22 protein-coding genes and 1 pseudogene are annotated in these 25229 nt (G+C 58.6%); 12 read left to right on the top strand and 11 right to left on the bottom strand.

Features of this window, described 5'->3' with window-relative positions; all coding sequences use genetic code 11:
- Positions 1 to 67 precede the first annotated feature (67 nt).
- Entirely contained in the window at positions 68 to 547 is a 480-nt protein-coding gene (locus E4K09_RS02135; protein WP_134494799.1) for an Lrp/AsnC family transcriptional regulator, read from the top strand.
- 350 nt (positions 548 to 897) lie between these two features.
- Here the strand turns inward: E4K09_RS02135 and E4K09_RS02130 are convergent, their stop codons facing one another.
- From E4K09_RS02130 to E4K09_RS02105, 6 genes are all read right to left on the bottom strand, one after another.
- Entirely contained in the window at positions 898 to 1275 is a 378-nt protein-coding gene (locus E4K09_RS02130; RefSeq protein WP_134494797.1) for an alpha/beta hydrolase family protein, read from the bottom strand.
- Between the two features lie 222 nt (positions 1276 to 1497).
- Entirely contained in the window at positions 1498 to 2568 is a 1071-nt protein-coding gene (locus tag E4K09_RS02125) for an ABC transporter ATP-binding protein (RefSeq protein WP_134494795.1), read from the bottom strand.
- Positions 2569 to 2609: 41 nt separating this feature from the next.
- A complete protein-coding gene (locus E4K09_RS02120; protein WP_134494793.1) occupies positions 2610 to 3452 on the bottom strand; it encodes a carbohydrate ABC transporter permease in 843 nt (280 codons plus the stop codon).
- Positions 3449 to 4378: a carbohydrate ABC transporter permease gene (locus E4K09_RS02115; protein ID WP_134494791.1), complete on the bottom strand. Its 930-nt coding sequence runs from the start codon at positions 4376 to 4378 to the stop codon at positions 3449 to 3451. The genes E4K09_RS02120 and E4K09_RS02115 overlap by 4 nt, the downstream gene beginning before the upstream one ends.
- Before the next feature lie 24 nt (positions 4379 to 4402).
- Positions 4403 to 5629 carry an extracellular solute-binding protein gene (locus E4K09_RS02110; protein WP_166802110.1) on the bottom strand — a complete coding sequence of 409 codons (1227 nt, stop codon included), beginning with the start codon at positions 5627 to 5629 and terminating at the stop codon, positions 4403 to 4405.
- 87 nt (positions 5630 to 5716) lie between these two features.
- Complete coding sequence (locus E4K09_RS02105; protein ID WP_166802109.1) at positions 5717 to 7153, bottom strand: cyclase family protein; 1437 nt, start codon at positions 7151 to 7153, stop codon at positions 5717 to 5719.
- A 384-nt stretch (positions 7154 to 7537) separates the two neighbouring features.
- Between E4K09_RS02105 and E4K09_RS02100 the strand changes: the two genes are divergently transcribed.
- From E4K09_RS02100 to E4K09_RS30605, 3 genes and pseudogenes are all read left to right on the top strand, one after another.
- A complete protein-coding gene (locus E4K09_RS02100) occupies positions 7538 to 8497 on the top strand; it encodes a LysR substrate-binding domain-containing protein (RefSeq protein ID WP_134494785.1) in 960 nt (319 codons plus the stop codon).
- Between the two features lie 381 nt (positions 8498 to 8878).
- Entirely contained in the window at positions 8879 to 9265 is a 387-nt protein-coding gene (locus tag E4K09_RS30930; RefSeq protein WP_134494783.1) for a hypothetical protein, read from the top strand.
- A gap of 208 nt (positions 9266 to 9473) precedes the next feature.
- Positions 9474 to 9599 (top strand): annotated as a pseudogene (locus E4K09_RS30605) (EAL domain-containing protein); the annotation flags it as partial.
- Positions 9600 to 9683: 84 nt separating this feature from the next.
- Here E4K09_RS30605 and E4K09_RS29975 read toward each other — a convergent pair.
- Positions 9684 to 9902 carry a hypothetical protein gene (locus E4K09_RS29975; RefSeq protein ID WP_244610320.1) on the bottom strand — a complete coding sequence of 73 codons (219 nt, stop codon included), beginning with the start codon at positions 9900 to 9902 and terminating at the stop codon, positions 9684 to 9686.
- Between E4K09_RS29975 and E4K09_RS02085 the strand changes: the two genes are divergently transcribed.
- Complete coding sequence (locus tag E4K09_RS02085; protein ID WP_134494779.1) at positions 9901 to 10836, top strand: GGDEF domain-containing protein; 936 nt, start codon at positions 9901 to 9903, stop codon at positions 10834 to 10836. The genes E4K09_RS29975 and E4K09_RS02085 overlap by 2 nt on opposite strands.
- 290 nt (positions 10837 to 11126) lie before the next feature.
- Here E4K09_RS02085 and E4K09_RS02080 read toward each other — a convergent pair whose 3' ends face one another.
- Complete coding sequence (locus tag E4K09_RS02080) at positions 11127 to 12350, bottom strand: serine hydrolase domain-containing protein (RefSeq protein WP_134494777.1); 1224 nt, start codon at positions 12348 to 12350, stop codon at positions 11127 to 11129.
- A 508-nt stretch (positions 12351 to 12858) separates the two neighbouring features.
- Between E4K09_RS02080 and E4K09_RS02075 the strand changes: the two genes are divergently transcribed.
- Positions 12859 to 13521, top strand: a complete 663-nt coding sequence (locus E4K09_RS02075) for a Crp/Fnr family transcriptional regulator (protein ID WP_244610319.1) — start codon at positions 12859 to 12861, stop codon at positions 13519 to 13521.
- A gap of 503 nt (positions 13522 to 14024) precedes the next feature.
- Entirely contained in the window at positions 14025 to 14156 is a 132-nt protein-coding gene (locus E4K09_RS30600; RefSeq protein ID WP_280177437.1) for a hypothetical protein, read from the top strand.
- Positions 14157 to 14700: 544 nt separating this feature from the next.
- Here E4K09_RS30600 and E4K09_RS02070 read toward each other — a convergent pair.
- The 3 genes from E4K09_RS02070 to dhaL form a co-directional block, all read right to left on the bottom strand.
- On the bottom strand, positions 14701 to 14850 hold the full coding sequence (locus E4K09_RS02070) for a DUF1127 domain-containing protein (protein ID WP_134494773.1): 150 nt from the start codon (positions 14848 to 14850) through the stop codon (positions 14701 to 14703).
- Between the two features lie 232 nt (positions 14851 to 15082).
- Positions 15083 to 17101 (bottom strand): transketolase, encoded by a 2019-nt coding sequence (gene tkt, locus E4K09_RS02065; protein ID WP_134494940.1) that lies wholly within the window; start codon positions 17099 to 17101, stop codon positions 15083 to 15085.
- A 50-nt stretch (positions 17102 to 17151) separates the two neighbouring features.
- Positions 17152 to 18903, bottom strand: a complete 1752-nt coding sequence (dhaL, locus tag E4K09_RS02060; protein WP_204985676.1) for a dihydroxyacetone kinase subunit DhaL — start codon at positions 18901 to 18903, stop codon at positions 17152 to 17154.
- 455 nt (positions 18904 to 19358) lie between these two features.
- Between dhaL and E4K09_RS02055 the strand changes: the two genes are divergently transcribed.
- The 5 genes from E4K09_RS02055 to E4K09_RS02035 all read left to right on the top strand — a co-directional run bounded on the left by E4K09_RS02055 (position 19359) and on the right by E4K09_RS02035 (position 25158).
- On the top strand, positions 19359 to 20378 hold the full coding sequence (locus tag E4K09_RS02055) for an ABC transporter permease (protein ID WP_134494769.1): 1020 nt from the start codon (positions 19359 to 19361) through the stop codon (positions 20376 to 20378).
- Between the two features lie 87 nt (positions 20379 to 20465).
- A complete protein-coding gene (locus E4K09_RS02050; RefSeq protein WP_134494767.1) occupies positions 20466 to 21461 on the top strand; it encodes a substrate-binding domain-containing protein in 996 nt (331 codons plus the stop codon).
- A 57-nt stretch (positions 21462 to 21518) separates the two neighbouring features.
- On the top strand, positions 21519 to 23090 hold the full coding sequence (locus E4K09_RS02045) for a sugar ABC transporter ATP-binding protein (RefSeq protein ID WP_166802106.1): 1572 nt from the start codon (positions 21519 to 21521) through the stop codon (positions 23088 to 23090).
- The gene (locus E4K09_RS02040; protein ID WP_134494765.1) at positions 23087 to 24118 is read left to right on the top strand and encodes an ABC transporter permease; all 1032 of its coding nucleotides are present in this window, start codon (positions 23087 to 23089) and stop codon (positions 24116 to 24118) included. The genes E4K09_RS02045 and E4K09_RS02040 overlap by 4 nt, the downstream gene beginning before the upstream one ends.
- A complete protein-coding gene (locus E4K09_RS02035; RefSeq protein WP_204985674.1) occupies positions 24115 to 25158 on the top strand; it encodes a sugar-binding transcriptional regulator in 1044 nt (347 codons plus the stop codon). The genes E4K09_RS02040 and E4K09_RS02035 overlap by 4 nt, the downstream gene beginning before the upstream one ends.
- The last annotated feature ends 71 nt before the right edge of the window (positions 25159 to 25229 follow it).

Here is a 25229-nt window from a genome sequence, read left to right as displayed (position 1 = left end):
GCATGGGATTGTCTCGTGTGATTGTAATGGATAATGCCTTACATTGTACTGGAGCTTCGAGATAGCCATGAAACTCGACAAAATCGACTTGAAGATCCTTGCTGCCCTTCAGAGAGACGGCCGAATGACCAAAATTCGGCTTGCTGAGGCCGTGAATCTGTCCCCCACAGCATGCTGGGAGCGCCTAAGCCGCCTTGAGAAGAGCGGAGTGATCACGGGCTATACAGCGCGCATCAATACGGACAGGTTGGCCCGCAGAACCGCTGTTCTCGTAGAAATCAGGTTGAAGAGCCATCAGCAGTCTGACTTCGACCGCTTTGAGGAGGCAATCCTCAAGGAACCTGCGATCGTTTCCTGCGACGCCACCGGCGGCGGTGTAGACTATATTCTCAAGATCATATCCGAGGATATAGATGCCTATCAACGGTTGATCGACAAGCTACTGCGGCTTGACCTTGGGATCGAACGTTATTTCACATACGTCATAACGAAGAACGTGAAGACCTCCGACCTGCTCCCGAGCATTGTCATCGAAGGCGCGGTCTGAAGGGGTGCCTTGCCACCCGGATTTCCCACCTCTTTCGGATGGGCGTGTTGGAGGCTGGCGCGCTGCGGGTGAACGGATATGGTCTCATCGGCTCCGTACCGTCGCGGTAGCTGTGAGAGAACTTGTCTCATGTGATTTCCGGAGCACCAGAACAAGCGGGTGCCGATTATCAACAATCCCGAAGCGACTGCTTCTGGCACATCCCGGTCCTAGTTTGAATGTCTGCTCATGAGGTGAACAGCGGATGTTCGCGCAGGGCAGGGGATTGGCGGAGAATGACCCAGAGCAGACCATCTCGACCAACAGAGTCTGCTGCATCGGCAAGTGCTGCCGAACTATCCCCTTGAGCGCTACAGCCGACAGCCTACTCCCAGGCGCTGATTAAGGTCGGGATCGGCCAGACCATGCCGGACGATCAGACATCCGCCGCGAACGGGGAAGAGGTCGAAATTGGTCGATGTCGCATCGCAGGTGCGGCGACTTTCTTCAAGCCGTGCGTACGTTGCCATGTCATGGGTCAGAGTCTCAGGCGTAGGAGTCCGTAATCCAGGCGTAAAGTCGAGGTTGTTTACCACGTCCCTGGAGTAACGCTCCGCCTTCGTCGGTGATCTCTCGTCATCTGGCACCAGTGTTCCATTCCAGTGTGCCTCCGAGATCAGCACCAGCCCACCGGCTGTCAGGTGCCCGCCTTCCACTGTGCGAGGTCGGTTATAGAGCGCCGCGGACATCGGGCTTTATCCTCCGCCGGGTTGCCTGACGGATCTGCGCCTGGCTTGCGAACGTACTGCATCGGATCGAACTGGCATGCGAGCGGATTCGTTACAACTCCGTCCCGCCCCCACATTCCGCCCGAACCAGCCGGTTCAGCAGCGACAACTGACTAGAGACCGGCGCCATTGTCCCATGTCTTCGCTTGTTTGATGTCACAAAACCTTGCGGCAAATCTGGTCTTAAAGAATGCGCGCGCCGGTGCCCGCATCGAAAAAGTGACCCGTCGTTATGCTCGGCACCAGCTTAACTGTCTCGCCTGGGTTCAAGTTAATTCTCTCAGAGAAGATCGCCGTGAGATCTGTCTTGTTGGTTGTCTTGAACAATACCTGTGTTTGTGCGCCTGTTGGCTCTACCACGGCGACTTGAGCGGGTATGCCCTCTTCCGTTGCGGAAATTGCAAGGTGCTCCGGGCGAATGCCGTAGACGATCTCATCTGGCATCGAGGGTCTGTCAGTTGCCGGAAAATCAACGTCAAAATGTTCGGCTAGTTTGAGTTTCTGATTGATTCTATCCCATTTGCCGGAAAGAAAGTTTATCGAGGGAGAACCGATGAAGGCGGCAACGAACGTATTGACAGGATGATCGTAAAGATCGAGCGGCGATCCCACCTGCTCAATAATGCCGTCCCGCATCACTACGATCCGATCCGCCATCGTCATAGCCTCTACTTGATCGTGGGTGACATATATTGAAGTTGTGCCAATACGCTGGTGTAGCTCTTTGATTTCGGTCCGCATCTGAACACGCAGTTTGGCGTCGAGGTTTGAAAGTGGCTCATCGAAAAGAAAGGCTTTCGGCCGACGAACGATGGCACGTCCCATAGCCACACGTTGCCGCTGACCACCGGACAAATGACGCGGATGCCGATTCAGATACGGAAGGAGGCCAAGAACTTCAGCCGCTGCAGACACGCGGCGGTCTATCTCAGTCTGTGCTACACCATTCATCTTAAGCGGGAAGGCCATATTCTCCCACACTGTCATATGTGGATAGAGAGCATAGTTCTGAAACACCATAGCAATGTCCCGATCCTTCGGGAGAACATCATTGACGAGGCGTTCACCAATACTGATTTCGCCCGAGGTAATGGACTCGAGCCCTGCGATCATTCGCAGAAGAGTGGACTTGCCGCATCCGGACGGGCCAACCAAAACAACAAACTCTCCATCTGCAACGTTCAAGTTGACGCCGTGGATGACCTCCAAACTCCCGTATGACTTTTTGGCTTCCACAACCTCGACACTCGCCATGTCCGCAATCTCCTAGCTCTTCCAGATCGCCGGAACGTCGATCAGCCTTTGACCGCGCCGGACGCTATCCCTTGGACTATGTGCCTCTGTACGAAAAAAGTGAGGAGAATGACCGGAATAATCATGATCGTTGAGACAGCGCCGAGCTGTCCCCACAGTACTCCCTCTTCCACTCGCATCCGTGATGCAATCACCGGGAGTGTTACGGCGTCAACGGTGGTCAGCGGTAATGAGAACACGAGATCATTCCACGCCAGCAGGCCTGTGAAAATCGACGTTGCCGCAAGCCCCGGTGCGGCGAGGGGCAGAATCACGTGCCAGAACGCTTTGATCCGTCCGCATCCATCGATCATCGCAGCCTCCTCCAACTCCTTGGGCAGATTCAGGAAGAAGCCAATCATCATCCAAGTCGCAAGCGGAACAGACAGGCCCACATAAGGTATAATGAGCGCCGTTTGTGTGTCGGTTATCCCCCAGGACTGGAAGATTCGGAATAGCGGCACGACCAGTACGATCGGGGGGAGCATGCGAACCCCGATGATAAATACGACAATGGCTGCCCCACCCGCTGGCTTCAGGCGGGAGAGCGAATAGGCCGCGGGACACGCGACGAGCAATGTGACGATCATGGAGATCCCGGTGGTCAGGATCGAATTGATGAACGCCTTTCCCAGCACTTCGCCGCCGCTACCGGAGAGCAATAGTCCGTAATGTTCGAGTGTGGGGGTGAAAAAGAACCTGGGAGGATACGAAACGGCGATGTTCGCTGGCTTCACGCTCGTCAAAATTATCCACGCAAGGGGGAAGACGGTGAACAGGATCACCGCGATTACGCACAGGCCGATGAGATATTTCTCTAAGAGCCGAACAACGCTCGGGTTCATGTCAACGCCTCCCTACGCAGCAGACGCATGTAGACGAGGGTGATTGCAAGAGTGACAGCGAGGAGAATGATGGAAAGTGTGGCGGCTATTCCCAGATTATAGTAGCGGAAGGCTGCACGATAGATATCGACGCCGATAACCAGGGTACTATCCGCTGGGCCGCCTCCGGTTAATACCCAGACCGGTGCAAAAACACGCAAGGTAAACATGGTTCGAAAAACCAACGCCAAAAGCAGGATCGGAGTGATCAGAGGGAGAACCACGTAGCGGAAACGTTGCCAGCGTGATGCGCCGTCCATCATCGACGACTCAAGCAACTCGCGTGGAACGGTCTGCAGCCCAGCGAGCATTATCAGCGTAACGAAAGGTGTATGCTGCCAGATCTCAACAATCATGACCGATGGGAGCGCCAAATCCGGTCCGAGCCACACCTGTGGCGACAAGCCGAATAACCCGATCAGGTAGTTCAGTAGTCCGAATTCGGTATGGTAGATGAGACGCCACGAGAGCCCTGCTACGACTTCGGAAATGAGCATCGGTACGAGTACCAATGTCCTCACGAAATGATTGCCTGGAAACGGCAGATTCAACAACAATGCGAGGGATGTGCCAAGAATTACCTCGGCAAGGACAGTGATCGCCGTGAAACGAACGGTCAGGAAGAGAGACGAGACGTGAGCCGGGTCTTGGATGACCTTAAGGTAATTCCCAAAACCGACGAAGGTGTTCCGTGCCGGGCGCAACAAGTTATATTCATGGAAGCTCAACCAGATATTGTAGATGAGTGGGACTACCAGAATGCACCCCAATGCGATAAGGGCCGGAACCAGGAGCAGATAAGGTAGACTGTTGTCGCTACTGAGAAGCCGGCGGGTGCGCCGGCGACTAGAAGCCTTCGGCACAACTGTTCTGGACGCGATTATCATGGCTCATCCTCTAGGATTGCCTTGTCAAAGTGCTGCGTTGACTGCTTTCTCAGCAGCGTCCAGAGCCTCTTTGACCGTCTTCGTGCCAGTCACCGCGGCTGACAACTCCCGGGCGAGGATGTCTTCAATCATAGTCCAACTCTCAACCAATGGACGATCAGATGCACTCGCCAAGGCCCCCTGGACATCCGCCGCGGCCGGAAACACCTTCAGGTAATCTGGGTCCTTGTAGACGGCGGAGGCGGTGGGAGCATTATTGTTCTCTACCGCTAGTCGCTTCTGTTCGGCGTCGCTTGCCACGAACTGAATAAACTGATGTGCCTCCTTCTTATTGCGGGAACTGGCGGCTACACCAAATCCCCAACCCGAGATGAGAGTGCGCCCCGTCGTCATACCTGTGGCTGGATCACGGGGGAGCGATGGCGCAATTGCCAATTTCCCAGCCACCTTGGATTCCTTCGGGTTGTTCATGTTGAGGAAATAGGGCGAGTAGGTGAGCGCCATCGCTGCAATCCCTTGAGAGATCGCAGTGATGATGTCTGATTGCTCGTATGCAGTAGCTCCAGGCGGCACGAGGCCATCACGCACCAAGTCCACGAAAAACTGTGTTGCCTTGATGCCCTCAGGTGAATTGAAGGCTGCCGCTGTGCGCTCCTTGTTGAGTATTTGGCCGCCATGGCTGAAGAGAAACGGTATCCACTGGACAACGAGGTAGTTGCCTTGCCGCAGAGCAGGGGCAAATCCATAAACGCCATCTTTGGTTAGCGTTCTGGCGGCGAAACGGAACTCCTCCCAAGTCGTTGGAGGCTTGAGTCCGGCCGCATCGAAGAGATCTTTTCGATAGATAAGCACCCATCCGGCGATGCGAACAGGCAATGCAACAAGCTTGCCGTCAGCGCGAAACAGATCAACCATAGAAGGTATAAGGTGCTTGGTATCAGTAGTCTGCTCGTCGATAGGATCGAGAAAGGGCGCGACCTCTGGCATCCAGATTGTTCCGTCGACACTTATCACATCGAGGTTGCCTGTCTTGCCGACCAGCTCGAGTAACTGTTTTTCGCGCACTTCAGCATAGGGATTTTGGATGACGTTTACCGGGATACCGGTAGCCGCGGAGAAATGTTTAGCGGCCGCCTCAAAGGTTCGTCCGGACCCCCCCGAGGAGACCAACATTGTGAGGGTTTGTGCATGAACCCCACCAGCGCCGAGTGTGATTGAAACGGCGGCTGCAAAGAAAAGGCGTCGAAACATAAACATCCTCCCGCTTTTTGTAAATTAAGACGGTGCGGTTGGAGTCGCACTCATCCAGAGAAATCGATTGTTGCTGCTGTTTGACACTCACCACTTCTCGAGAGCAAATACTTGTGCCGGAAAGCCTCCCTGATGGCTGGCGGGAAGAGCGCAAATCGCCAAGATGAACCGCTTTTTACGTAGGTTCTTCATATTTACACACCACTCGACCACGGGAATATCATTCTTGTGGAGGAAATAGTGGATCTTGTTAGGAGTGTACTTTACCGCAGGGCTCGAAGGCATGGGATCACTTTTCTCTACGGCGAAGTCTAGCACGAGAGCACGGATCTTCTTTTCGACGAGCCACATCGCTGCGTCAGGCGATAAGCCGGGAGTGTTGCCAGGCGTGCTGCCATAGAAGCTCCAATCGGTGATATCGGCTCGCATGACACAGATATCACCCGCCTTAAGTCCTGGGTCATTGCGTTTGAGATGCCGGCTGTCGATTTGTTGAAGGGGGCCGACTTGATCCGCAAGATCGATCAGAGCCGCCTCACCGACTAAGCGGTCTTTTGGTATGCGGATGTAGCGCTTGAGGATTTCTTCCGGCACGCCGTGCCGCCCCCAAGGATCGAAGAACGCTGCCTCAATGTGAGTCCCGGTTCCGTGACTGTACTCAATGTACATATCCTGGCCGATCTCGCGTCCTTGTTCATTCAACAGGCGAAAGGGGGTGAGGCGTGTACCACGCTGCGTTTTGCCCTGCTCCTCGCGAGGTTCAATGCGGCCGGGCCATGGGTTCGGGTAGTCGCCAATCTCGTCGATGGCAACTTCGCTCTCCGGTAGTGAAAAGGGTAGCGGGTGATCCCTATGGGTATTCGGGTGGAAGTCGACCACATGCGAAAGATCGACAAAATCGAGCGGGTTGTTCGGATCAACGGCGAATACGCGGGCTGGGCCACCCAGTGCCCAGCGGATCGGCAAAGGAATTCCAATGAAGGCCATGGTATGGGAATTCCGAACCTGATCCAGATTGGCCATATCGTCGATCACGACAATTCCAGCCTCGTTGAGGATTGTATAGACGGGGGTTTCTCCCTTGCCAGCGTAGCGTGGGTCGATTGTGCGCGCGTCTGATCCCAGCATGCGGATGCCGAGCGTTGTCAGATAATGAGCCGCAGCTTCATCGAGGACGGGGGAGCTCGCTAGGTACTCTTCATTCGGTGTTGGGGGGCGGTTCCGGGAATGTCCCGTACGAAGAAAGACAGTACGCTCAGGTCTCTGATCGCCAAGAGCATCCTTGAGCGCCGCAGCCGTGATAGTACCGTTTTCGATACTGTTTGTTACATCGAGCAACGAGTATGGACCGACAAGGTCTTTTGCTGGAAGCTCCGCCAAGTACCGTCCGGCCCAGCTATCGGTTTCTTTCGGATTGTGGAAAGTCGCATAAGTCGTGTAGGGCTTAGTCGTGAGCATGCCTTTCTGGAAGATCTCGCCCGGTTGTACGCCGGACATCGCGTAGGTTACTTTGTAGAAGCTCAATATTTCTGTTATGGAACGGTTCTCGTCCGAAGGCTCATGGAGAATAGGAGCTTCTGGGCGATAGCCGAGATTGGGGCGGACGACGCCCTCGCCATCTCCATTCGGTGCGGGATACGGCTTAAATGTTAGGTCGACACATCTAAACATTGCTTTGGTGCCCAGGCTACGAGTTGCTCTGCATCGCCTGCGTGTACGGCATTGCACAATCGCAAGCTGGTTAAAGATGAGGCCCACAAGGCTGGACAATTCCTGAGGTCAATACGCTCAATGGCGTTAGTCCCTATCAGAAGGAGTACTGTTCAGCTTGTGTCATATGAGAGCTTTTCATTGACGAAGCGGAGCTTCAAACGATATTTTGAGCGAACTCAGATGAGTTTTTGTTAAGTGAAGGGTGTCGTTATGCCGTGGCAATTACCGCCCCTGAACCCGCTCCGCTGCTTTGAGGCGGCCGCGCGCCATGGCTCAATAACGAATGCTGCTCTGGAGCTACATGTAACGCAGGCGGCGGTCAGTAAGCAGATCAGGGCCCTTGAGATTGCGCTACATCAACGTTTATTCGTACGCCTGCATCGCGAGATCCGCCTTACAAGCGCAGGTGAGGAATACTTCGCGACTATTACTCAGTTGTTCGGGGAGCTTGATAGGGCAACCCGGTCCGTCACAAGCCGTCGCGAACGCGCCCGAGTTCGCTTCATGGGATACAATACATTCAATCTACGCTGGTTGATTCCCCGTCTTGCGGACTTTTATTCTCAATACCCACATATAGAGATCGATGTCTCAGACAATCTGGAACCTGTCGACTTCTCCCGCCACAGAGTCGATTGCGCTGTACGGACGGGACGAGGAGAATGGTCGGATTGCACAAGTGTCCTCGTAGCACCGATCGAATTCAGGCCCATATGCAAGCCGTTAGGTCCGGCCGATCCTCCCCTCGATCAGGTTGAAGACCTCCGCCGTCATACTTTGATCATGTCAGCGACACGATCGAATGTCTGGGGCCATTGGCTTAGGATCGCGGCCGATACCCAGATCGAGCCCGCCGGCTGGCTGACCTTCGATCATGGAAGTTACTGTTATCAGGCCGCTGTTGAGGGGGTCGGAGTCGCAATCGGAGAGCCGATTTTCGTAGATGCCGATATCAAAGCAGGGCGCTTGTATTATCCCTTCCAGCAGTCGTACCAGGACAATATTTCGTATTATTTCCTGCACCCAGCGGGATCCGACAAGCCGGGCGTTCGTGAGTTTGGGGAGTGGCTTGTCCATCGTGCAAAGTCGGACGTGACTTCTGCTTTGCCAAAAAATATCAATGATTACTTCTCGGAATCTGCTGCGGTATTTTGAGCTGATTCAAATTAGGCGATTAGGCAATATCGTGCTGGCGGTTGCTGAGATATTTCTCGCATTACTCAGTCAGGAAGCTGTCGAACACCTAGCGGTAGGCGTGCCGTCGGCCAAGAACTCGGACGGCCGCCGATGGTCCGATGTGAGGCGAGATCTTCCGGTCGTATGTCGAGCAGGTGCCGGCGCTCGCAATCGCCAGTTCTCAATATGCTCGACTGCCAACAGTCCGCGGCGCCCTGCCACTTTGGATCCGCTCCTTTGAATGCCCACATCATCAGAATGGATGTGCTCTCGGACGAACTCTTCTCGAACTGCTCAGCAGGACAGCCCGCCAAGCCGGCCGTCACCGCGCCGCGACCTTAACTCCTGCAGCCCAAGCGCGTGCTCGTCACGCCTGCCGCTCTCGAGTGGGAGCACGGCCACGCCATGCTCACCCGCGCTGAAGCCTTGGGTTGTGAGGTCGTGCGCCTGAAGGCAAACCGTCTCGCGGGGCTCGCGGGCAAAGATCCGCGGCGCGCCTATACGGATGCAAAGAACACGCTCGCGATCGTCGTCGCTCCGCCTACCAACCCGCCCGATGCAACAAGGTCCGTGACGGCGGATCCGATGCCGCCGGATGCCCCAATGACAACAGCTCGAGCCGGTCGCTCAAGACTGCTCAAGAGCTATGGGCTTGACACGCCTGAGGCATCGCAATCACCCGTTCTTTGCGGCATAAGCTTAGACCTGAAGGACATGCACCCTGACAGCGTCTCGAACCAAGCATAGCTTGTCAGACTTCCGATACTTCTTCGGAATCCAGATAAACCTTAGGGAGCACTATTGCGCCGGAATAGTTCGGTTCTGGCGCATCCCGGAACGAGGTTGAATGTCCGCTCATGCAGTGAACAGCGGATGTTCGGGCAGGGCAGGGGATTGGCGGAGAATGACCCAATGATGACAGTGCCCTGAACGATTGTGGCGGTACGGCTCAGGAATGCTGTCAGGTCGACTGATCCTGTTGCACCGGCTGAACCTTCTGGGGGTAGCCGAGGGCGTTGAGACTGAGGAACAGCTCAAGGTTCTGAGTGATGCAGGTTGCGCCGAGGTACAGGGGTATCTGATGGGGCGCCCGATGCCCTCATGCGAGATCGCAGCTTTCCTGTTGCGGAGAGCAGCGTGCTGGGAAGGTCATCCGCTTGGTTCCTCACGAACCGGCACTCCCCATATCGGCGTGACTGGGCGCATGCTCAGCCTCAGCAGCCAGAGCCGATGTTCTGAGCTGGCGCATGGCGACCGATTCCGGCAGCCGGTAGGGCCGCTTGCGGAACGAAGCCGAATAAGGGAAATTCCCGAATGAACGGTCAATTTGCAGCTTGGGTAGGCCAAGCTGAGCTGCTCTCCTTTCCTGATCTTGAGTTTCCATGACCTCTCTCCCTTTCAGCCCCGACGACGAAGCCCTCCGTTGCCTTGTGGAGGCCCTTACCGAAAGCGGGCAGGCGGTCTCCATCTTCGATGCCGAGGACAATCTCCGGTACGCCAACAAGACCTACCAGGGTATGTTTCTTGGGAATTACGACGGTCCGCTCACCTTTACCAGCATCCTTCGTCACGCGCACAGGAACGGGCTTGGCGTCCGGATCGATGATGGTGATGTCGAGGCCTTCATCGCTCGAACCCTGCCGCGGCGGCGGAGCGTTCCCCGCAAGTCCTTCGAGACCGATCTGGTGGATGGCCGCTGGTTCTGGATCGACCACACGGTGCTCCAGAACGGCTGGGTGCTGTCCGTGGGCGCTGACATTACAACTTTGAAGAACAACGAGAAATCCCTGCGCCAAGCCCATGAGGCGGCGCTCAAGGCATCACGGACCGATCAGCTCACGGGGTTACCGAACCGCCGCCATATTCTAGGACTGCTGGATGAGTCGCTCGCCGCCGACGAGGCGACGGGAACAGGCTTGTGCGTAGCCGTGATCGACATCGACCACTTCAAGGCGATCAACGATGCCCATGGGCACGAGGCGGGCGATGCCGTTCTCGCGCATTTTGCACGGTTCTGTCGTGAGAGGGTGCGGGTCCAGGACCGCTTGGGCCGCACCGGCGGGGAGGAGTTCCTGCTGCTGCTGCCCGAAGTTCGTCTTGAGGACGCTGTGCGCATTATTGAGCGCATCCGGGACAGCTTTCCTGCGGCGGTGCTGGAGCACAGCGGTCTTCAACTGCCTTGCACCTTCAGTGCGGGCGTGACGGAGGCCATGCCGGATGATGACCGCAGCTCGATCCTCCGCCGGGCGGACCGGGCCCTGTACGCTGCCAAGGCGGAGGGACGAAACCGTACCAGAATCGGGCTTGAGGAAGCATAATGCTCGTAATGCCGGGCAAAGCACCGCTCCCGGCACTGAGCGGAAAAAGCCGAATGTCCGCCTTCGCTCGGCGAGCGGACCTTTGGCTTGGACCTCAACGCTAGGCACCTGCTCTGTTCCGAGTTCCCGTCCGGACCTCAATCGCGTTCTTTATGCCTTCGGGAAGATCGATCGGCGCTTCGACCATCTGGACCGTGCTTGAGGATGCTAATCCGGAGAGGAAAGTCCTATACTGATCCACCTTTGGCTCCTGCACGACATCGAGCGCTTCTGCCATGACACGCGGAAGATCATGGCGAGGCAGGCGGCTTAACGGCCTCGTAAATTGCAGTCACCGCCTTGTGGAGCCGGTCCATTCCGTCGGCAGGTTGCGAGTTGGTCTGCACCGTGATCAGAATGTCGTCCTGCGCAAACCAGACATAGAGAGTGCGGTAGCCAAGCGTTTCACCCTCGTAGAACCAGTGCGCTCCCATCGGTCCGAGGATCGACTGGGCTAAGCCAAGGGAGAAGCCGCGCGGGTCCTCCGGTGACACCTCGGCGAGGGGCGCCCCGGTGCGGGTCGAAACCATCCGAAGCCACTCAGCCTGTTGCTTGGGCGGCACGACCTTGCCCGCAAACAGCGCCCGCATCCAGCGATCGACGTCGCGTGCGTTCGAAACTGCGCCGCCAGCGGCCTGGGCCCACGATGAACTCATGGCACGCACGTCGCGCCCCACCAGCGGAAGGTTCCAGGATACTGCACAATCCTTCGGCTGGTAGTCGGTGCAGGCCGGGTTCTCGAAGTAGCCATGCGCCAGCCGCCGGAGCACGGTTTCGGGATAGATGCCACTTTCATAGAAGGTCGAGTGAAGCCCGAGCGGTTCGATCACCAGCTCATGAACCAGATCCCGAAATGTCTTGCCGCTTGCTCTCTCGGCGATCATGCTCGCCAAGATGTAATTGGTGTTGGAGTAGTGATAGCCCGTCGTGACAGGTAGTCCGTTGCTGCTGGTGGGGTACACGATCCTCACAAGTTCCTCGGCGCTGAGGTCGCGCTGGGCTTCCTCGACCCACAGGCGTGACATCGCCTCGGTTTCGGAATAGTTCGGGATCCCGCTGGTCATGTTGAGCAGGCGCCGGATACTGACATCCCGCCAGGCGGGATACTCCGGCAACCATCTGCCAACCGTCTCGTCGAGCGACAGCGCGCCGCCCGCCTCGAGCTTGAGTATCACAGCAGCCGTGAACGATTTCGACGTGCTGCCCATCTGGAACAGGGTGTCTTGGCTGACGGGCTTGTCGGAGGGCGACCGGCCTGTGGTGCCAGCAAAGGCCTCAATGGCCGGCCCAGGATCCCCCAGGCTGATATAGGCGGCAACGCCTGTGACCTTCTCCAATGGAGCTCTCTCTGCCAGCCAGGCTTCGAGTGCGACCTGCACCTTCTCGGGCCTGCCTGGCTCGGCACCTGCGTCGAAGCCAACCATCAACCCGATGACGCCGATACACGCGGACAGAGGAGTTCTTGCCCTGGCCATGGTTGCCTCCCTGGTGCCTCACAATCGGCTGCCATTAAAGCGGATCTATGGCCAAGCCAGCAGCGCACGCCCGGCACATTGCTGCGCCTCGATAGATGGTATGCGGCATCATCAGGTCCGTTCACCTTGGAGCTGGGGCTTTACCATGTACCGGCTCCCGCTCAACTCCGGCTGGATCCGTCGCAAATAATTCGTTTCAGAGTTTCAGCTAGCGGCTGGTCTCGCTCATAGGTCGGGATGCCATTGTCGTGGCGACGATCCAAGCCGGCGGGGCGGCGAGATCCCGCCTCCGCAATCTTGTCATCCCCGGTTGGCAGCAGACGTTGGCTAATCCGGATGACAATTCAGACTTTTCTTCGGGATCATGCCTGGCTTAGCTTGAGGTATGAAGCCTCATGACTACACCACCACTCCCACCCCAAAGATCGATCACCGCGCCAATCGCCTCTTGGCGGCTTTGGAGCCGGACGACTTAGCGGTACTGGAGGCGCACCTGCACGGGGTTTGCTTGCAACAAGATCAGGTGCTGTACGAGGCCGGCGATGCCCTACGCCACGCCTACTTTCCCCATGACACAGTGGTGTCGCTGGTGGCCATGCTGAAGGATGGCCGCACAGCCGAGATGGCCGTCTACGGCCGGGAAGGCGCTCTGGGCCTGGTGAGTGCCGTGACGGCTGTCCAATCCTTCGGACGCTACATCGTGCAGACCACTGGCACCGCTTCTCGGATCGAACTGGAGCGCCTGCACGAGGTGATCGGCCAACGCCCAAAGGTGCGGCAGCTGGTGCTGCGCTTCACCGAGGCCATGATGGCGCGGGTGCTGCAGAACGTGGCCTGCAATGCGGTCCACAGTGTCGAGGCCCGCGCGTGCCGCTGGATCCTCAGCATGCACGACCGGCTCGACGGGGACACCATGCCGCTCACGCATGAGTTCCTGGCCGACATGCTGGGCGTACAGCGCTCCACGGTCAGCAGCATTACGCGAGCCTTTCAGGAGGCAGGTCTCATCAAACAGGGCCGGGGTCTGATCACGGTGACGAACCGGCTCGGTCTTGAGGGAGCCTCCTGCGAGTGCTACGGCATCGTGCGCCGCAGCTTCGAGCGCCTGCTTCCTCACACCTACAGGACCGGCTCAACGTTTGACACGCGTTCGCAGCCTCGATGTTCTTGATCTCGGAAAGTGAAGGGGACAGGAGGACATTTATCAGGAGCAGAGCCGGTCACGGGACACCTGCACTCTTGGCCTGCTGAGCCGTTCTTGATACAGCCGAAGTGCCGACGATCCGGTTTAGTTGCTCGGCCCAGGGCCTGCTAGAGCCGACCGCTCATAACGGTCTGGTCGGGCTTCAAATCCGTCCGGGCCCACGTCAGGGCGCTGGTGTGCCAAGGGAATGACGCACACCCTGGATGTAGGCGGCCAGGAGGGATCGACAATCTGCATTCCACTCTGGTGCTGGTCCCCATGGCGCAATAAACAAGTCGTGCTAGGGGCAACGTCTGCCCTGAATGAAGTGGCCTCACCCCAAGCCGCAGCATCACGAACCCATCGTGTGTCCTGCCGGCTACAGACATCGGCGTACCAATCGGACAGATAAACGCCCGCCGGGCCGCACGACCGCTCGAATCTTTTTTGTCAATTTTCCAAGCCAGCTGAATTGTTTGAGGGTGCTCATCATGCGTCAGACAGATGTCGCAGTGCCGGATTTTCCTCCGGCGTCGGCACCAACGTTCAAAGGCGCCGCCATCCGGTTTGTCGTCTCGCTTGCGGCCCTGCTCGGCATCAGCCTCCTGCTGGCCAGCCTCTGAGAGTGCATCTCTCTTCGCCTGTGCTCTTTTCGATACAGCCACAGCCTTGTTCTTCAGGCATTCTGGTCATGGTCCATGATGGAGCGGCTGGGGGGCCGATCCTCCCTGGAACTTCAGCGCCTCTGCACACGCGGGGCGCTTCTCTTTGTCGTGAGCAGGCGTGATCAGCCATCGGCGGCCGCAGCTTAGCCTTCCTCTATCAGGGATGTGCGCTAGTCCAACCCGTTGAAGTACACCTCGCCAGTTGTCCCTGGTCTTTCGACGCAGGTTTCGGAAGATCTGCCGCTGATCGACGGATGTGACGATGGGGGATCAGCACGGTTCGGGCATCACGCTCGTAGCGATAGAGAAAGGCCGCTCAAGGCAGAGTTCAAAGGATGGTTGCGACCAGGAATCAGTCGCAGCGGCGTCATGTAGGTGTCATCGAGCCGCTTTAGGTGAGCCCCGTGGTCGCTTGACCTGAGGGGCAAGGACAGGCACGGATGCACTGCCGCCCTAGCCCCTCACCCAATCTTCTTCGCCGTAGCGGCAGCCAGTTCAGGCTTCAGAGGCCTTGGCGCGTCACTTGCCCGATATCGTGTCTTGCAATGCCAATGTCGGACAAGTCACGGTCGGACAGGGCACTCAATTGCCGTGCCGTTTCGCGAGCACGCAGCCAGCGACGCAAGCCTGAAAGAATGACTGACAAAAACATGACGCAACCTCAATGATAAGCCAGCCCAAGCGCGACGGCGCCACGCACAGGCAGCGAGAAAAAAGGCTTCCTGGGGGCGTCGGGTTTAGGGAGGAAACCCGTCACCGGGAGGCCGTGGCGGAGGAGGGTCATCTACAGCGCACCTGGCAAGACCTCCAGGACTGACATCTCGGGCAGATCGTCAGTCGGGAGCGGACTTGTGCCATGCAGACAGCGGCTCGTCGGGGCCCGCTCAGGCGCGGGTGCCCTCCACGGCAAGTACCCTTTGCACGGCTGCGACAACTGCCGCCTCAGTCACGCCGAAATGCTCGAAGAGCGCCTGTGCAGGAGCGGACTCGCCGAAGCTGTCGATGCCGACAACGGCTCCATTGAGCCCGACATATTTACGCCAGTAATCGGAAACGCCAGCCTCCACGGCTACGCGCGGCAAGTGTCCTGGCAAAACCGATTCCTGCCATGATGTTTCCTGCCGGTCGAAACGGAACGTCGATGGCATCGAGACGACACGGACATGCACGCCTGCCTCTGCCAGGCGACGCTGCGCCGCCATGGCTAGGCTCACCTCCGAACCCGTTGCTATGATGACCGCAACAGGGCTCTCGGCAGGCTCACTCAGCACATATCCACCACGGGCAATCGCCTCGATCTGCTCGATGCTACGTTGGTTATGAGGCAGGTTCTGTCGGCTGAGGATGAGGCTCGTTGGATGGTCGCTGCTTTCGATCGCCGCCTGCCATGCAACCTGAGTTTCAACCGCGTCGCAGGGGCGCCACACGTCCATGTTTGGCATGAGGCGCAGGGTGGCGGTCTGTTCGATAGGCTGATGCGTCGGGCCGTCCTCACCCAGGCCGATGGAGTCGTGCGTGAACACGTAAATCGGATTGAGTCTCATCAAGGCCGCCATTCGGAGTGCGTTGCGGGCGTACTCAGAGAACATCAGGAATGTCCCGCCAAACGGTCGGAATCCTCCGTGCAGCGCCAGACCATTCATGATGGCAGCCATGCCGAATTCCCGCACGCCGTAGTACACGTAGTTGCCGCCGCTCGGCTGATTGGCATCACGCGCCTGCTTCCAAAGAGTCAGGTTGGAGCCGGCCAGATCCGCGGAGCCGCCGATCAGTTCCGGCAATGTCGGGGCGAGCAGTGCGATTGCATTCTGGCTCGCCTTGCGGCTGGCAATTGTCTCGCCTTTGGCAGCGACCGCATCGGCAGCCGCCTTGGCCTGCTCCCTGAAACCGGCAGGCAGACGTCCGGAGAGGCGCCGGCGAAGCTCCTGGGCCAGTCCCGGATGAACTCGCTCATAGGCCGCGAACTGCTCGTTCCACGATGCCTCGAGCGCCGCGCCGGCATCCCGAGCATCCCATGCGCTGCGGACAGCATGGGGAACTTCGAAGGCGGGGTGCGGCCAGCCGAGTTCGGAACGCACTGCAGCCACCTCATCGGCTCCCAGCGGCGCGCCATGGCTATCGTGAGTACCTGCCTTGTTGGGTGACCCTTTTCCGATAACGGTCTTGCAGCAGATCAGCGTCGGCCGTCGCACCTCGGCCTTGGCTTCAGCTATGGCGGCGTCCAGCGCCGTGGAGTTGTGCCCGTCGATGTTGCGGATGACGTGCCAGCCATAGGCTTCGAAGCGAGCCGGCGTGTCGTCCGTGAACCAGCCTTCCACGTGTCCGTCGATCGATATGCCGTTGTCGTCCCAGAACGCGATCAGCTTCCCGAGCCCCCATGTGCCGGCGAGGGAGCAAGCCTCGTGGCTTACGCCTTCCATCAAGCAGCCATCGCCCATGAACACGAAGGTATGGTGGTCGATGAGCGGGAATCCGTCGCGATTGAATTCGCTCGCGAGCAGCTTCTCGGCCAGAGCCATGCCGACCGCATTTGCAAGCCCCTGACCGAGAGGCCCCGTGGTTGTCTCCACTCCTGGCGTGTATCCCAACTCGGGATGACCTGGGGTACGGCTGTGCAGCTGCCGGAACTGCTTGATTTCCTCTATTGGCAAGTCATAGCCCGTGAGATGCAACAGCCCATAGAGAAGCATCGACCCATGGCCGTTGCTCAGAACGAAACGGTCACGGTTCGGCCAGGCGGGATTGGCGGGGTTGTGACGCATATGGTGGCGCCACAAGGCCTCGGCGATATCGGCCATGCCCATGGGCATGCCCGGGTGCCCCGAATTTGCCTGTTGGACAGCGTCTACCGCTAACACTCGCAATGCATTAGCCAGAGTGGTTCGGTTCACAAGACCGGTCATAAGGTGCCTCGAATGGAATTGCCCGAAGTTTCGAGTGGGGAGCGGCGCCATCACTTGGGCAGCATGCGCTCCAGGGACTTTGCCATCGATTCGAGGATCAGGAAGCACGAGGTGGCGCCCGCATCGAGAACACCGATCGAGCGCTCTCCGAGGCGAGCCGAGCGGCCGATCCGCGCCTGCAATTGCTTGGTGGAGTCCTTGCCCTTCTCGGCCGCAACCCTCATCGCCTCAAGGCTTTGCCCGAAGCTCGAGCCGGAGGCCAGTGCATGGTGGTAGGCGTCCAGGGCGGGCACCAGGGTGTCGATAAGGGTCTTGTCTCCAACCTGAGCGTTGCCCATTCCCTGCACATTCGCAACTGCGGCTGCCAGAGCCTCGCCGAACAGCGCGGCATCCATTTCCGGGTAGGGCTTGAGCACGTCATGGAAGCCGAGGAAGAAGTTTCCGTAAAGAGGGCCCATCGAGCCGCCGATGTCATCCATCAGAGCCTGCGACAGCTGCTCCAGGGCCACCGGCAGGTCCTCGGCCTTTTCGCCCAGAGCATCCAGTCGTGCTCCACACCCGGTGAAGCCTTTGCTCATGTTGATGCCGTGGTCCCCGTCGCCGATGAGGCCATCGATCTCGCTCAGGTAGGCCCGATTGGCGTTGATGGTGGCGATGAGATCCCGCACGATGCTGCCGGCCTGACGCAGCTCGATCGTGGAGCCGGTCATCGTCCGGGCCGAGGCTTCAAGAACCTTGCGCGCCTCTTGACGGCCCGACGAGCGAACCGCCGACGTCGCTGGAGCATTGCCGCGCGGCAGATCACCCGCGACCGTCACGCCGACCGACCGGCAGGGGGCTGTCAGGCAGGCTTCCAACTCGTCATCAAGCTTCATCACCGTGAGCGTGATGCCCATCATCTCCAGCGACGTGAAAAGGTTCCCGATGAGATTGAAGCCGACTGTGATGCCATGGGCCTTAAGCCGCTCGGCGACTTCGGCATACAGAATATACTGTTCCATCAGAGGCGTGGCGCCGAGGCCGGAAACGAGCACGGCCACCTTGTCTCCATGGGCGAAGGGGAGGTCCGGCAGAATGATGCTGAGCATCATGTCGGCCATTTCGGCGGCGCTCGCCGTTTTGCGAACATCGATGCCTGGCTCGCCATGGTGTCCGATCCCGACTTCCATGGTGCCCGGCTCGATCGTGAAATTGGCCTTGCCGACGGCAGGAATGATGCAGGCTGACAGACCAATGCCGACGCTGCGGGTGTTGGAAATCGCCTTCTGGGCGACAGCAATCACCTCGTCCAGGGAGGCCCCCATCGCGGCCTTGGCCGATCCGACTTTCCACATCAGGATCTCTCCCGCCACGCCACGGCGCTTGGGTTCGTCCCCCTTGGGGGCGGAGGGCACATCGTCATTGGCGACAACCGTCTTCACGATGATGCCTTCGCGCTCAGCCATTTGTATGGCCATTTTCACGTTCATGTTGTCACCGGCATAGTTGCCGTAGAGACATGCCACGCCCGCGCCGCCATCAGCCTCCCGCATGGCGTCAAGGAAGCTCTTTGCGGTCGGCGACGAAAAGATCTCGCCCACGGCTACCGCATCGAGCAGTCCTTCGCCTACATATCCCAAGAAGGCCGGTTCGTGGCCCGACCCACCGCCAGTCACCACTCCCACTTTGCCGGTTTGTGGCGATCCGACCCGTTTGACCACCCGGGGGTTTTCGGTTCCGGTCACGGTATCTGCGTGGGCCAGCAGCCAGCCTTTCAGCATATCCTCAACGACCAAGTCCGGGTTGTTGATGATGCGGTTCATAAGCAGCCTCCGGCTATGATGTCCTGTTGGAACGTTTGATCCGATAAAGAGCGAATGCTCAGACTTGTGCCTCGCAGCACCTTTGACAGACCGTCAAATTATCGGGCCGATAAGGGTGCTCAGCTTGATGTAAGTCGGTTGAACACTTTATAAGATAACGGTTTTCGTGCATGACCGGCCATTGAACAAAAGTCCAATGCCTGGGCACTTGCCCAAAAGAGAGCGGAGAATAAGATCTATAGGCGAGCAACTGCTCAAGATTTGGTGGCGGAGGCCGTCGAACCTGGGATGGGAGCGGACGGAGCCGCTGGAGTTTGGGCTAGCCCTGCGGAAGCGGCGCTAAGCTCGCGTTGCGTCGGGATCATAACCGCTGCTGCGAGTCCTGGGGCAGATAGTGGATTTAAGCATCTTGCTCTGTTTGGGGCGCCTGATGCGGCGGGTGCATGGAGGTCTTGGTGAAGCGCGCCTTTTCTGATGGTCAGCTGAACTTTCTGGTCGGCGTTAATATCCTTGTGCTTGCATGCGCCGCCGTGCTGACCGGGGCGGACTTTCTGGATCCCTACAACCTGCAATCCATGGCGAGCCAAATTCCCGAGCTGGGGCTTCTCGCCATCGGCGTTATGCTGGCAATGATTTCGGGAAACGGGGGCATTGACCTGTCGGGCATTGCTCTTGCCAATCTTTCCGCCGTGGTCGCAGGCCTGCTCGTTCCAGGATTGGTGGCCCCGGATGAGGCTCCGCAGCTCTATGCCGTGGTGTTCTGCGCGGTCGCCTTGACTGTGGGGCTGCTGGGCGGGCTCCTCAACAGCGTCCTCATTGCGATCGTTGGGCTGACGCCGATCTTGTGTACTCTTGGCACTCAGCTGTTGTTCACCGGCATGGCGGTGGCGCTGACCAATGGCTCGGGCGTGCGCATCGATGGTGCGGGCTTCCTTGAAACACTCGGCTATGAGAACATCCTCAACGTACCCTGGAGCTTTGCTCTCTTCGCTGTGATTGCCCTGGCGATCGGTGCCTGGATGCGCTTCAGCCCGAACGGCGTACGTCTCTTCCTGATGGGAACCAACGCCCGGGCGGCGCAATATGCCGGCGTTCCCCGCATCCGCATGCTCATGATGGTCTACACGATCTCAGGGGTTCTCGCGTCGGTGGCCGGGATCGTCATCGCGGCGCGCACTTCCAGCGCGAAGTGGGATTATGGCAGCTCCTATGTGTTGATCGCGATCCTGATCGTCGTGATGGCAGGCGTGCGACCGGAAGGCGGCTACGGTCGAATGATCTGCCTGGTGCTTTCGGCCACGGCACTCCAGATCCTGTCGAGCACGTTCAACTTTCTCGATATTTCAAATTTCTTCCGCGACTGCGCCTGGGGGCTCCTGCTGCTGCTCTTCCTTGCCAGCTCAAGGATTGATCTCAGGATGTTTTGGTCTCAGGCGCCCCATAAGGGGGGCACTGCGACCCGGCCGCCGCTTTGACTAAATCAGCCATGGAGACCCGACATTACAGCTCTGAACAACACACGCATCGACATGAAATCAAAGAAGCTCAGTGGAGGAACTACAATGATTCGTAAGGCAGTCTGGGGGGGCGCAGCCCTGGCATGCGTCGTAGGAAGCTCGGCTTTGTACGCGCAGAGTGAGTCGACCATCGTGACGGTCGTGAAGGTGACCGGCGAGACTTGGTTCAAGCGCATGGAAGAAGGCGTTAAGGAGTTCGACAGCAACACGCCGAGCATTGCGGCAAGCCAAACCGGCCCGGCGAAGGCCGATGCGGCACAGCAGCAGCGTCTGATCGAGGATCTCGTGGCAAAGAAGGTCACGGCCATCGCTGTCGTTCCGATGGACCCGTCCTCGCTGGAAGGTGTGTTCAAGCGCGCCATGGATCGGGGCATCAAGGTCATCACCCACGAGGCCGATACCCAGAAGAATACCTTGGCCGACATTGAGGCCTTCGACAACAAGGCATTCGGTGCCCGCTTGAACGAGCGCATGGCAAAATGCATGGGTGAATCCGGCAAGTGGACGTCCTTCGTCGGCTCGCTGGGAAGTCTGACTCACGTCCAGTGGGCCGACGGCGGAGCGGAGAACGCCAAGAAGTATTCAAACATGACCTTGGTGGACGCCAAGAACGAGTCGTTCAACGACGCGAACAACGCATACCAGAAGGCTAAGGAAATCCTCCGTAAGCATCCTGATATCAAGGGCTTTCAGGGCGGCTCCGCGATCGACGTGATCGGCATTGGCCGTGCTGTGGAGGAGGCGGGCCTTCAGGACAAGACCTGCGTTGTCGGACTGGGGCTTCCGCAGGATAGCGGCAAGTATCTCGAAAGCGGCGCCGTCGACGGCATTGGCTTCTGGGATCCCAAGGATGCCGGCATCGTAATGAACAAGGTTGCGCAACTCGTAGTCGAAGGCAAGCCAATCACGGACGGCATGAATCTCGGTGTGAAGGGCTACGAAAAGGTTAGCGTGAAGAAGGGCGCCGGTGCCGGCGTCATCATCACCGGAGAAGCCTGGGTGGACGTCGATAAGTCCAATTACAAGCAGTATCCTTTCTAACCACGACGATCAGCGAGGCCGGGCGCTGCGGCGCCCGGCCCATCTTTGGACCCGAGCATGATGTCTCCTTCGAACCAAGCATCCGACAGCGCAGCGGTGGGAACACCCTTTCTCGAGTTGCGCGGTGTGCACAAGCGTTTTGCCGGTGTGCATGCGTTGCGCGGCGTCAGCCTTACGATCGAGGCGGGAAAGATCTATCACCTGATGGGTGAGAACGGCTGCGGGAAGAGCACGCTCATCAAGATCATCGCAGGCGCGCAGCCTCCCGATGAAGGCGAGATCATCATTCAGGGGAAATCCTACGGTTCCCTTACATCCATCGAGTCTCTCTCGGCCGGCATCGAAACCGTCTACCAGGATCTATCGCTGTTGCCGAACCTCAGCGTAGCGGAGAACGTCGGCCTCAGCGAGCAACTCGTCCGGCATCAGGGCCGCTTGGCCCACGCGTTGGACAGAAAACGGTTGAGGGAAACTGCGCAGCGTGCTTTGGCAGCCGTAAACCTGCCGACGACTGCCGCCTTCCTTGGCACGCCTGTCGAGGATCTGCCAATTGCCACCCGGCAGTTGATAGCCATTGCCCGTGCGATTGCTGTGCAGGCGCGCATGGTCATCATGGATGAGCCTACCACTTCGCTGACCAGGCGTGAGGTCGACAACCTAATCAAAGTGGTCGAAGATTTGCGCCAGCAGGGTGTGGCGGTCCTATTCGTCAGCCATAAGCTGGACGAGTGCTACGCCATCGGCGGCGAGGTGATCGTCTTCCGCGACGGCCAGAAGGTTCGGCAAGGGCCGATCAACAGCTTCACGAAAAAGGAAATTGCCCAGTGGATGACTGGCAAGCCGATCGAGGACACCCGCTATCGGCATGTGACCGCTGCCGGTGAACCGCTGCTGACCGTGCGCGCCCTGGGCCTGCGTTCCGCGTTCGACGACGCATCGTTCGTTCTCGGACGCGGAGAGATCCTCGGGATCACGGGCCTCCTGGATTCAGGCCGTAATGAACTTGCTAAAGCCCTGGCGGGCGTCGAGCCTGCCGACCGCGGCGGAATCGAACTCGAAGGACAAAGCGTTTCCCTACGCCGACCGGTCGATGCAATCCAGGCCGGGATCGGCTACGTGCCGGAGGACAGGCTGGACGAGGGCTTGTTCCTCGACAAACCGATTCGGGACAACATCGTCGTGGCCGTCCTCGATCGTCTGCGGGGCGCGCTTGGATGGCTCAACAAGAGCGAATCCGACCAACTCGCCAATAAGATTATCGCCGACCTTCAGGTCGCGACACCTGATATCGACCGGCCTGTGAAATCACTCTCGGGTGGAAACCAGCAGCGTGTACTGATTGGGCGCTGGCTGACAATCCAGCCCAAGGTCCTGATCCTGCACGGCCCGACCGTCGGCGTGGACGTCGGCTCCAAGGACACGATCTATAGAATTATTCAGCGTCTGGCAGACGAGGGCCTCGGTGTCATCATCATCAGCGACGACCTGCCAGAGCTGCTGCAGAACTGCGACCGCATTCTGGTCATGCGCAAAGGCAACATCACACGTAGCTTCCGCGCCGATAATGTGCAGGAAGGCGACATCTATAAAGAAATGCTAGCTGAAGGCATCAGCAAGGAAGCTGCATGATGACGACATCGACACTCCCTATCGCTGTGAAATCGGCACCGTCACGCTCATGGCAGGTGATGGACTGGCTCGTCCGCCGGCCCTCGAGCTTCACCCTCCTGCTGATCGTTCTCGTTTGCGGGGTCGTCGGCGCAATCAATCCAACGTTCTACAGTGTCGCAAATCTGTTCGACATCTTGCGCGCGTCGGTAGTCCTGGGCCTCTTCGCGCTTGGCGTCCTGGTTGTGCTGGCCGCTGGCGGACTGGACGTTTCGTTCGCGGCAATTGCAGCGCTCGTCATGTACTCGCTGACAAAAGCGGTCGTTCAATTCTGGCCAGATGCTCCATTGGCTCTCATCCTTCTGGCGGGGGCAGGCGGTGGAATGCTGCTGGGCGCGCTGAACGGTCTTCTGGTGCACACGCTCAGCGCACCATCCCTGATTGTCACGATCGGAACGCAGTACGTCTTCCGCGGTTTCCTGCTGACGTTTATCGGGACCGAGCTGTTCATGAACGTTCCGCCGGCCATGGATGCATTCGGCAAGGCGACGCTGCTGACCCTCAACACCGCCAGTGGGGGGCAGACCCAGCTCCCCGCTTTCGTGCTGGTTCTCGCCGCGGCGGCGATCTTGACGTGGTGGCTCCTGGAGCGAACTCTCATGGGGCGGGCCGTCTTTGCGATGGGCGGAAGTCTGAACATCGCCGAGCGGCTGGGATACAACCTGCGTACGGTGCACGTGTTCGTCTTCGCCTATGCCGGCATGCTGGCAGGTGTAGCCGGGCTGATGCACGTGGCTGCCAACCGGCTGGCGAATCCATTCGATTTGTCTGGAATTGAGTTGGACGTGATTGCGGCGGTCGTCCTTGGCGGCGCACGCATCACTGGTGGGCGCGGGACAGTAGCCGGGACACTGCTGGGTGTCCTTCTCGTGGCACTGATCAACAACGTTCTGATTTTGGCCGGGGTCCCGAGCACCTGGCAGAAGGCTGTTATCGGTGCCTTCATCGTCCTGGCGGGAGCTGTGTTTGCAATACGGAGAAGGGGTTGATTGTTCCTGGCGCGAGTCAACAGACTCTGACAGATCGAGATCCATGCATGCCTAATGAAACAATCGTTCGAGTTCAGCGCGCATCCGCCGCAATATCCATTGAGCAGCTGACCCAGCTGGCCACTCTCTATTATGTAGATGGTCAGACGCAGGACGAGCTCTCAAGGCGTTTCGCAATCTCACGCGCCACCATAGGACGAATGCTTAAAAGGGCGCAGGAACTCGGGATCGTCGAGATCCGGGTTCAGCATCACCCAACTCATACGGTCGACCTTGAGCGCGAACTGATCCAACGTTTCGGAATCTCCCGTGCGCTTCTGTCGATCGACCATAAAGATGCTGACAAACAGCGTGCACTCCTCGCCGGCATCGTTGCCAACTACCTCGACCGCACCTTGAGCGCTGGCGCGATCGTGGCAGTCGGAATGGGGCGCAATGTCAGCGCGGTGAGCGACTATGCGATCAGCGTCACCCCGCGAAACTGCACATTTGTTTGCGCAATCGGCGGCAGCTATCGGGGCGGCGAGACCATGAACCCCGATCACATCTGCCGTCGGCTCGCCGCGCGCTTCGGCGGTGAGAGCGAGACCCTCTATGCCCCGGCCATGGTCGGCGATCCGGAGGTGCGTCGCGCATTGGCCGAAAACGATACTGTCCGGCAGACTCTCGACAAAGCTCGCCGCGCCGACATGGCGCTCGTCGGAATCGGGGACGTGAGCGAAGAGAGCAACATCGTCCGAATGGGCTGGTTCTCCGCGCAGGAGATCACAGAGGCGAAGCGCACCGGCACCGTAGGCGATATCATGGGCTATGACTTCATCGACATCCACGGTCAGCCTGCGATGACGCCGATCCAGGGCAGGGTGGTTGGACTGCAGAGTCGCGACCTCAGGCGGATTCCGAATGTGATTGCGATCGCAGCTGAGAACTCCAAAGTGACGGCGATCCTCGGAGCGCTGCGGACAGGATTGATCGACACCCTGGCGACGACCGCCACGAACGCTATGGCAGTTCTGAGCCTTGATGAAGCGACCCGTTGAACGTGCTCATGGAGACAGGGGCCGTTCGTTCCACTAAGGCAGGCACGGTGCTCGCCGAGCTTTTTGAGTTG

It is taken from the genome of Microvirga pakistanensis, assembly GCF_004458765.1.
Taxonomy (GTDB): domain Bacteria; phylum Pseudomonadota; class Alphaproteobacteria; order Rhizobiales; family Beijerinckiaceae; genus Microvirga; species Microvirga pakistanensis.
The sequence above is the reverse complement of the archived record's forward strand: the minus strand, read 5'-3'. Positions and strand labels throughout refer to the sequence as shown.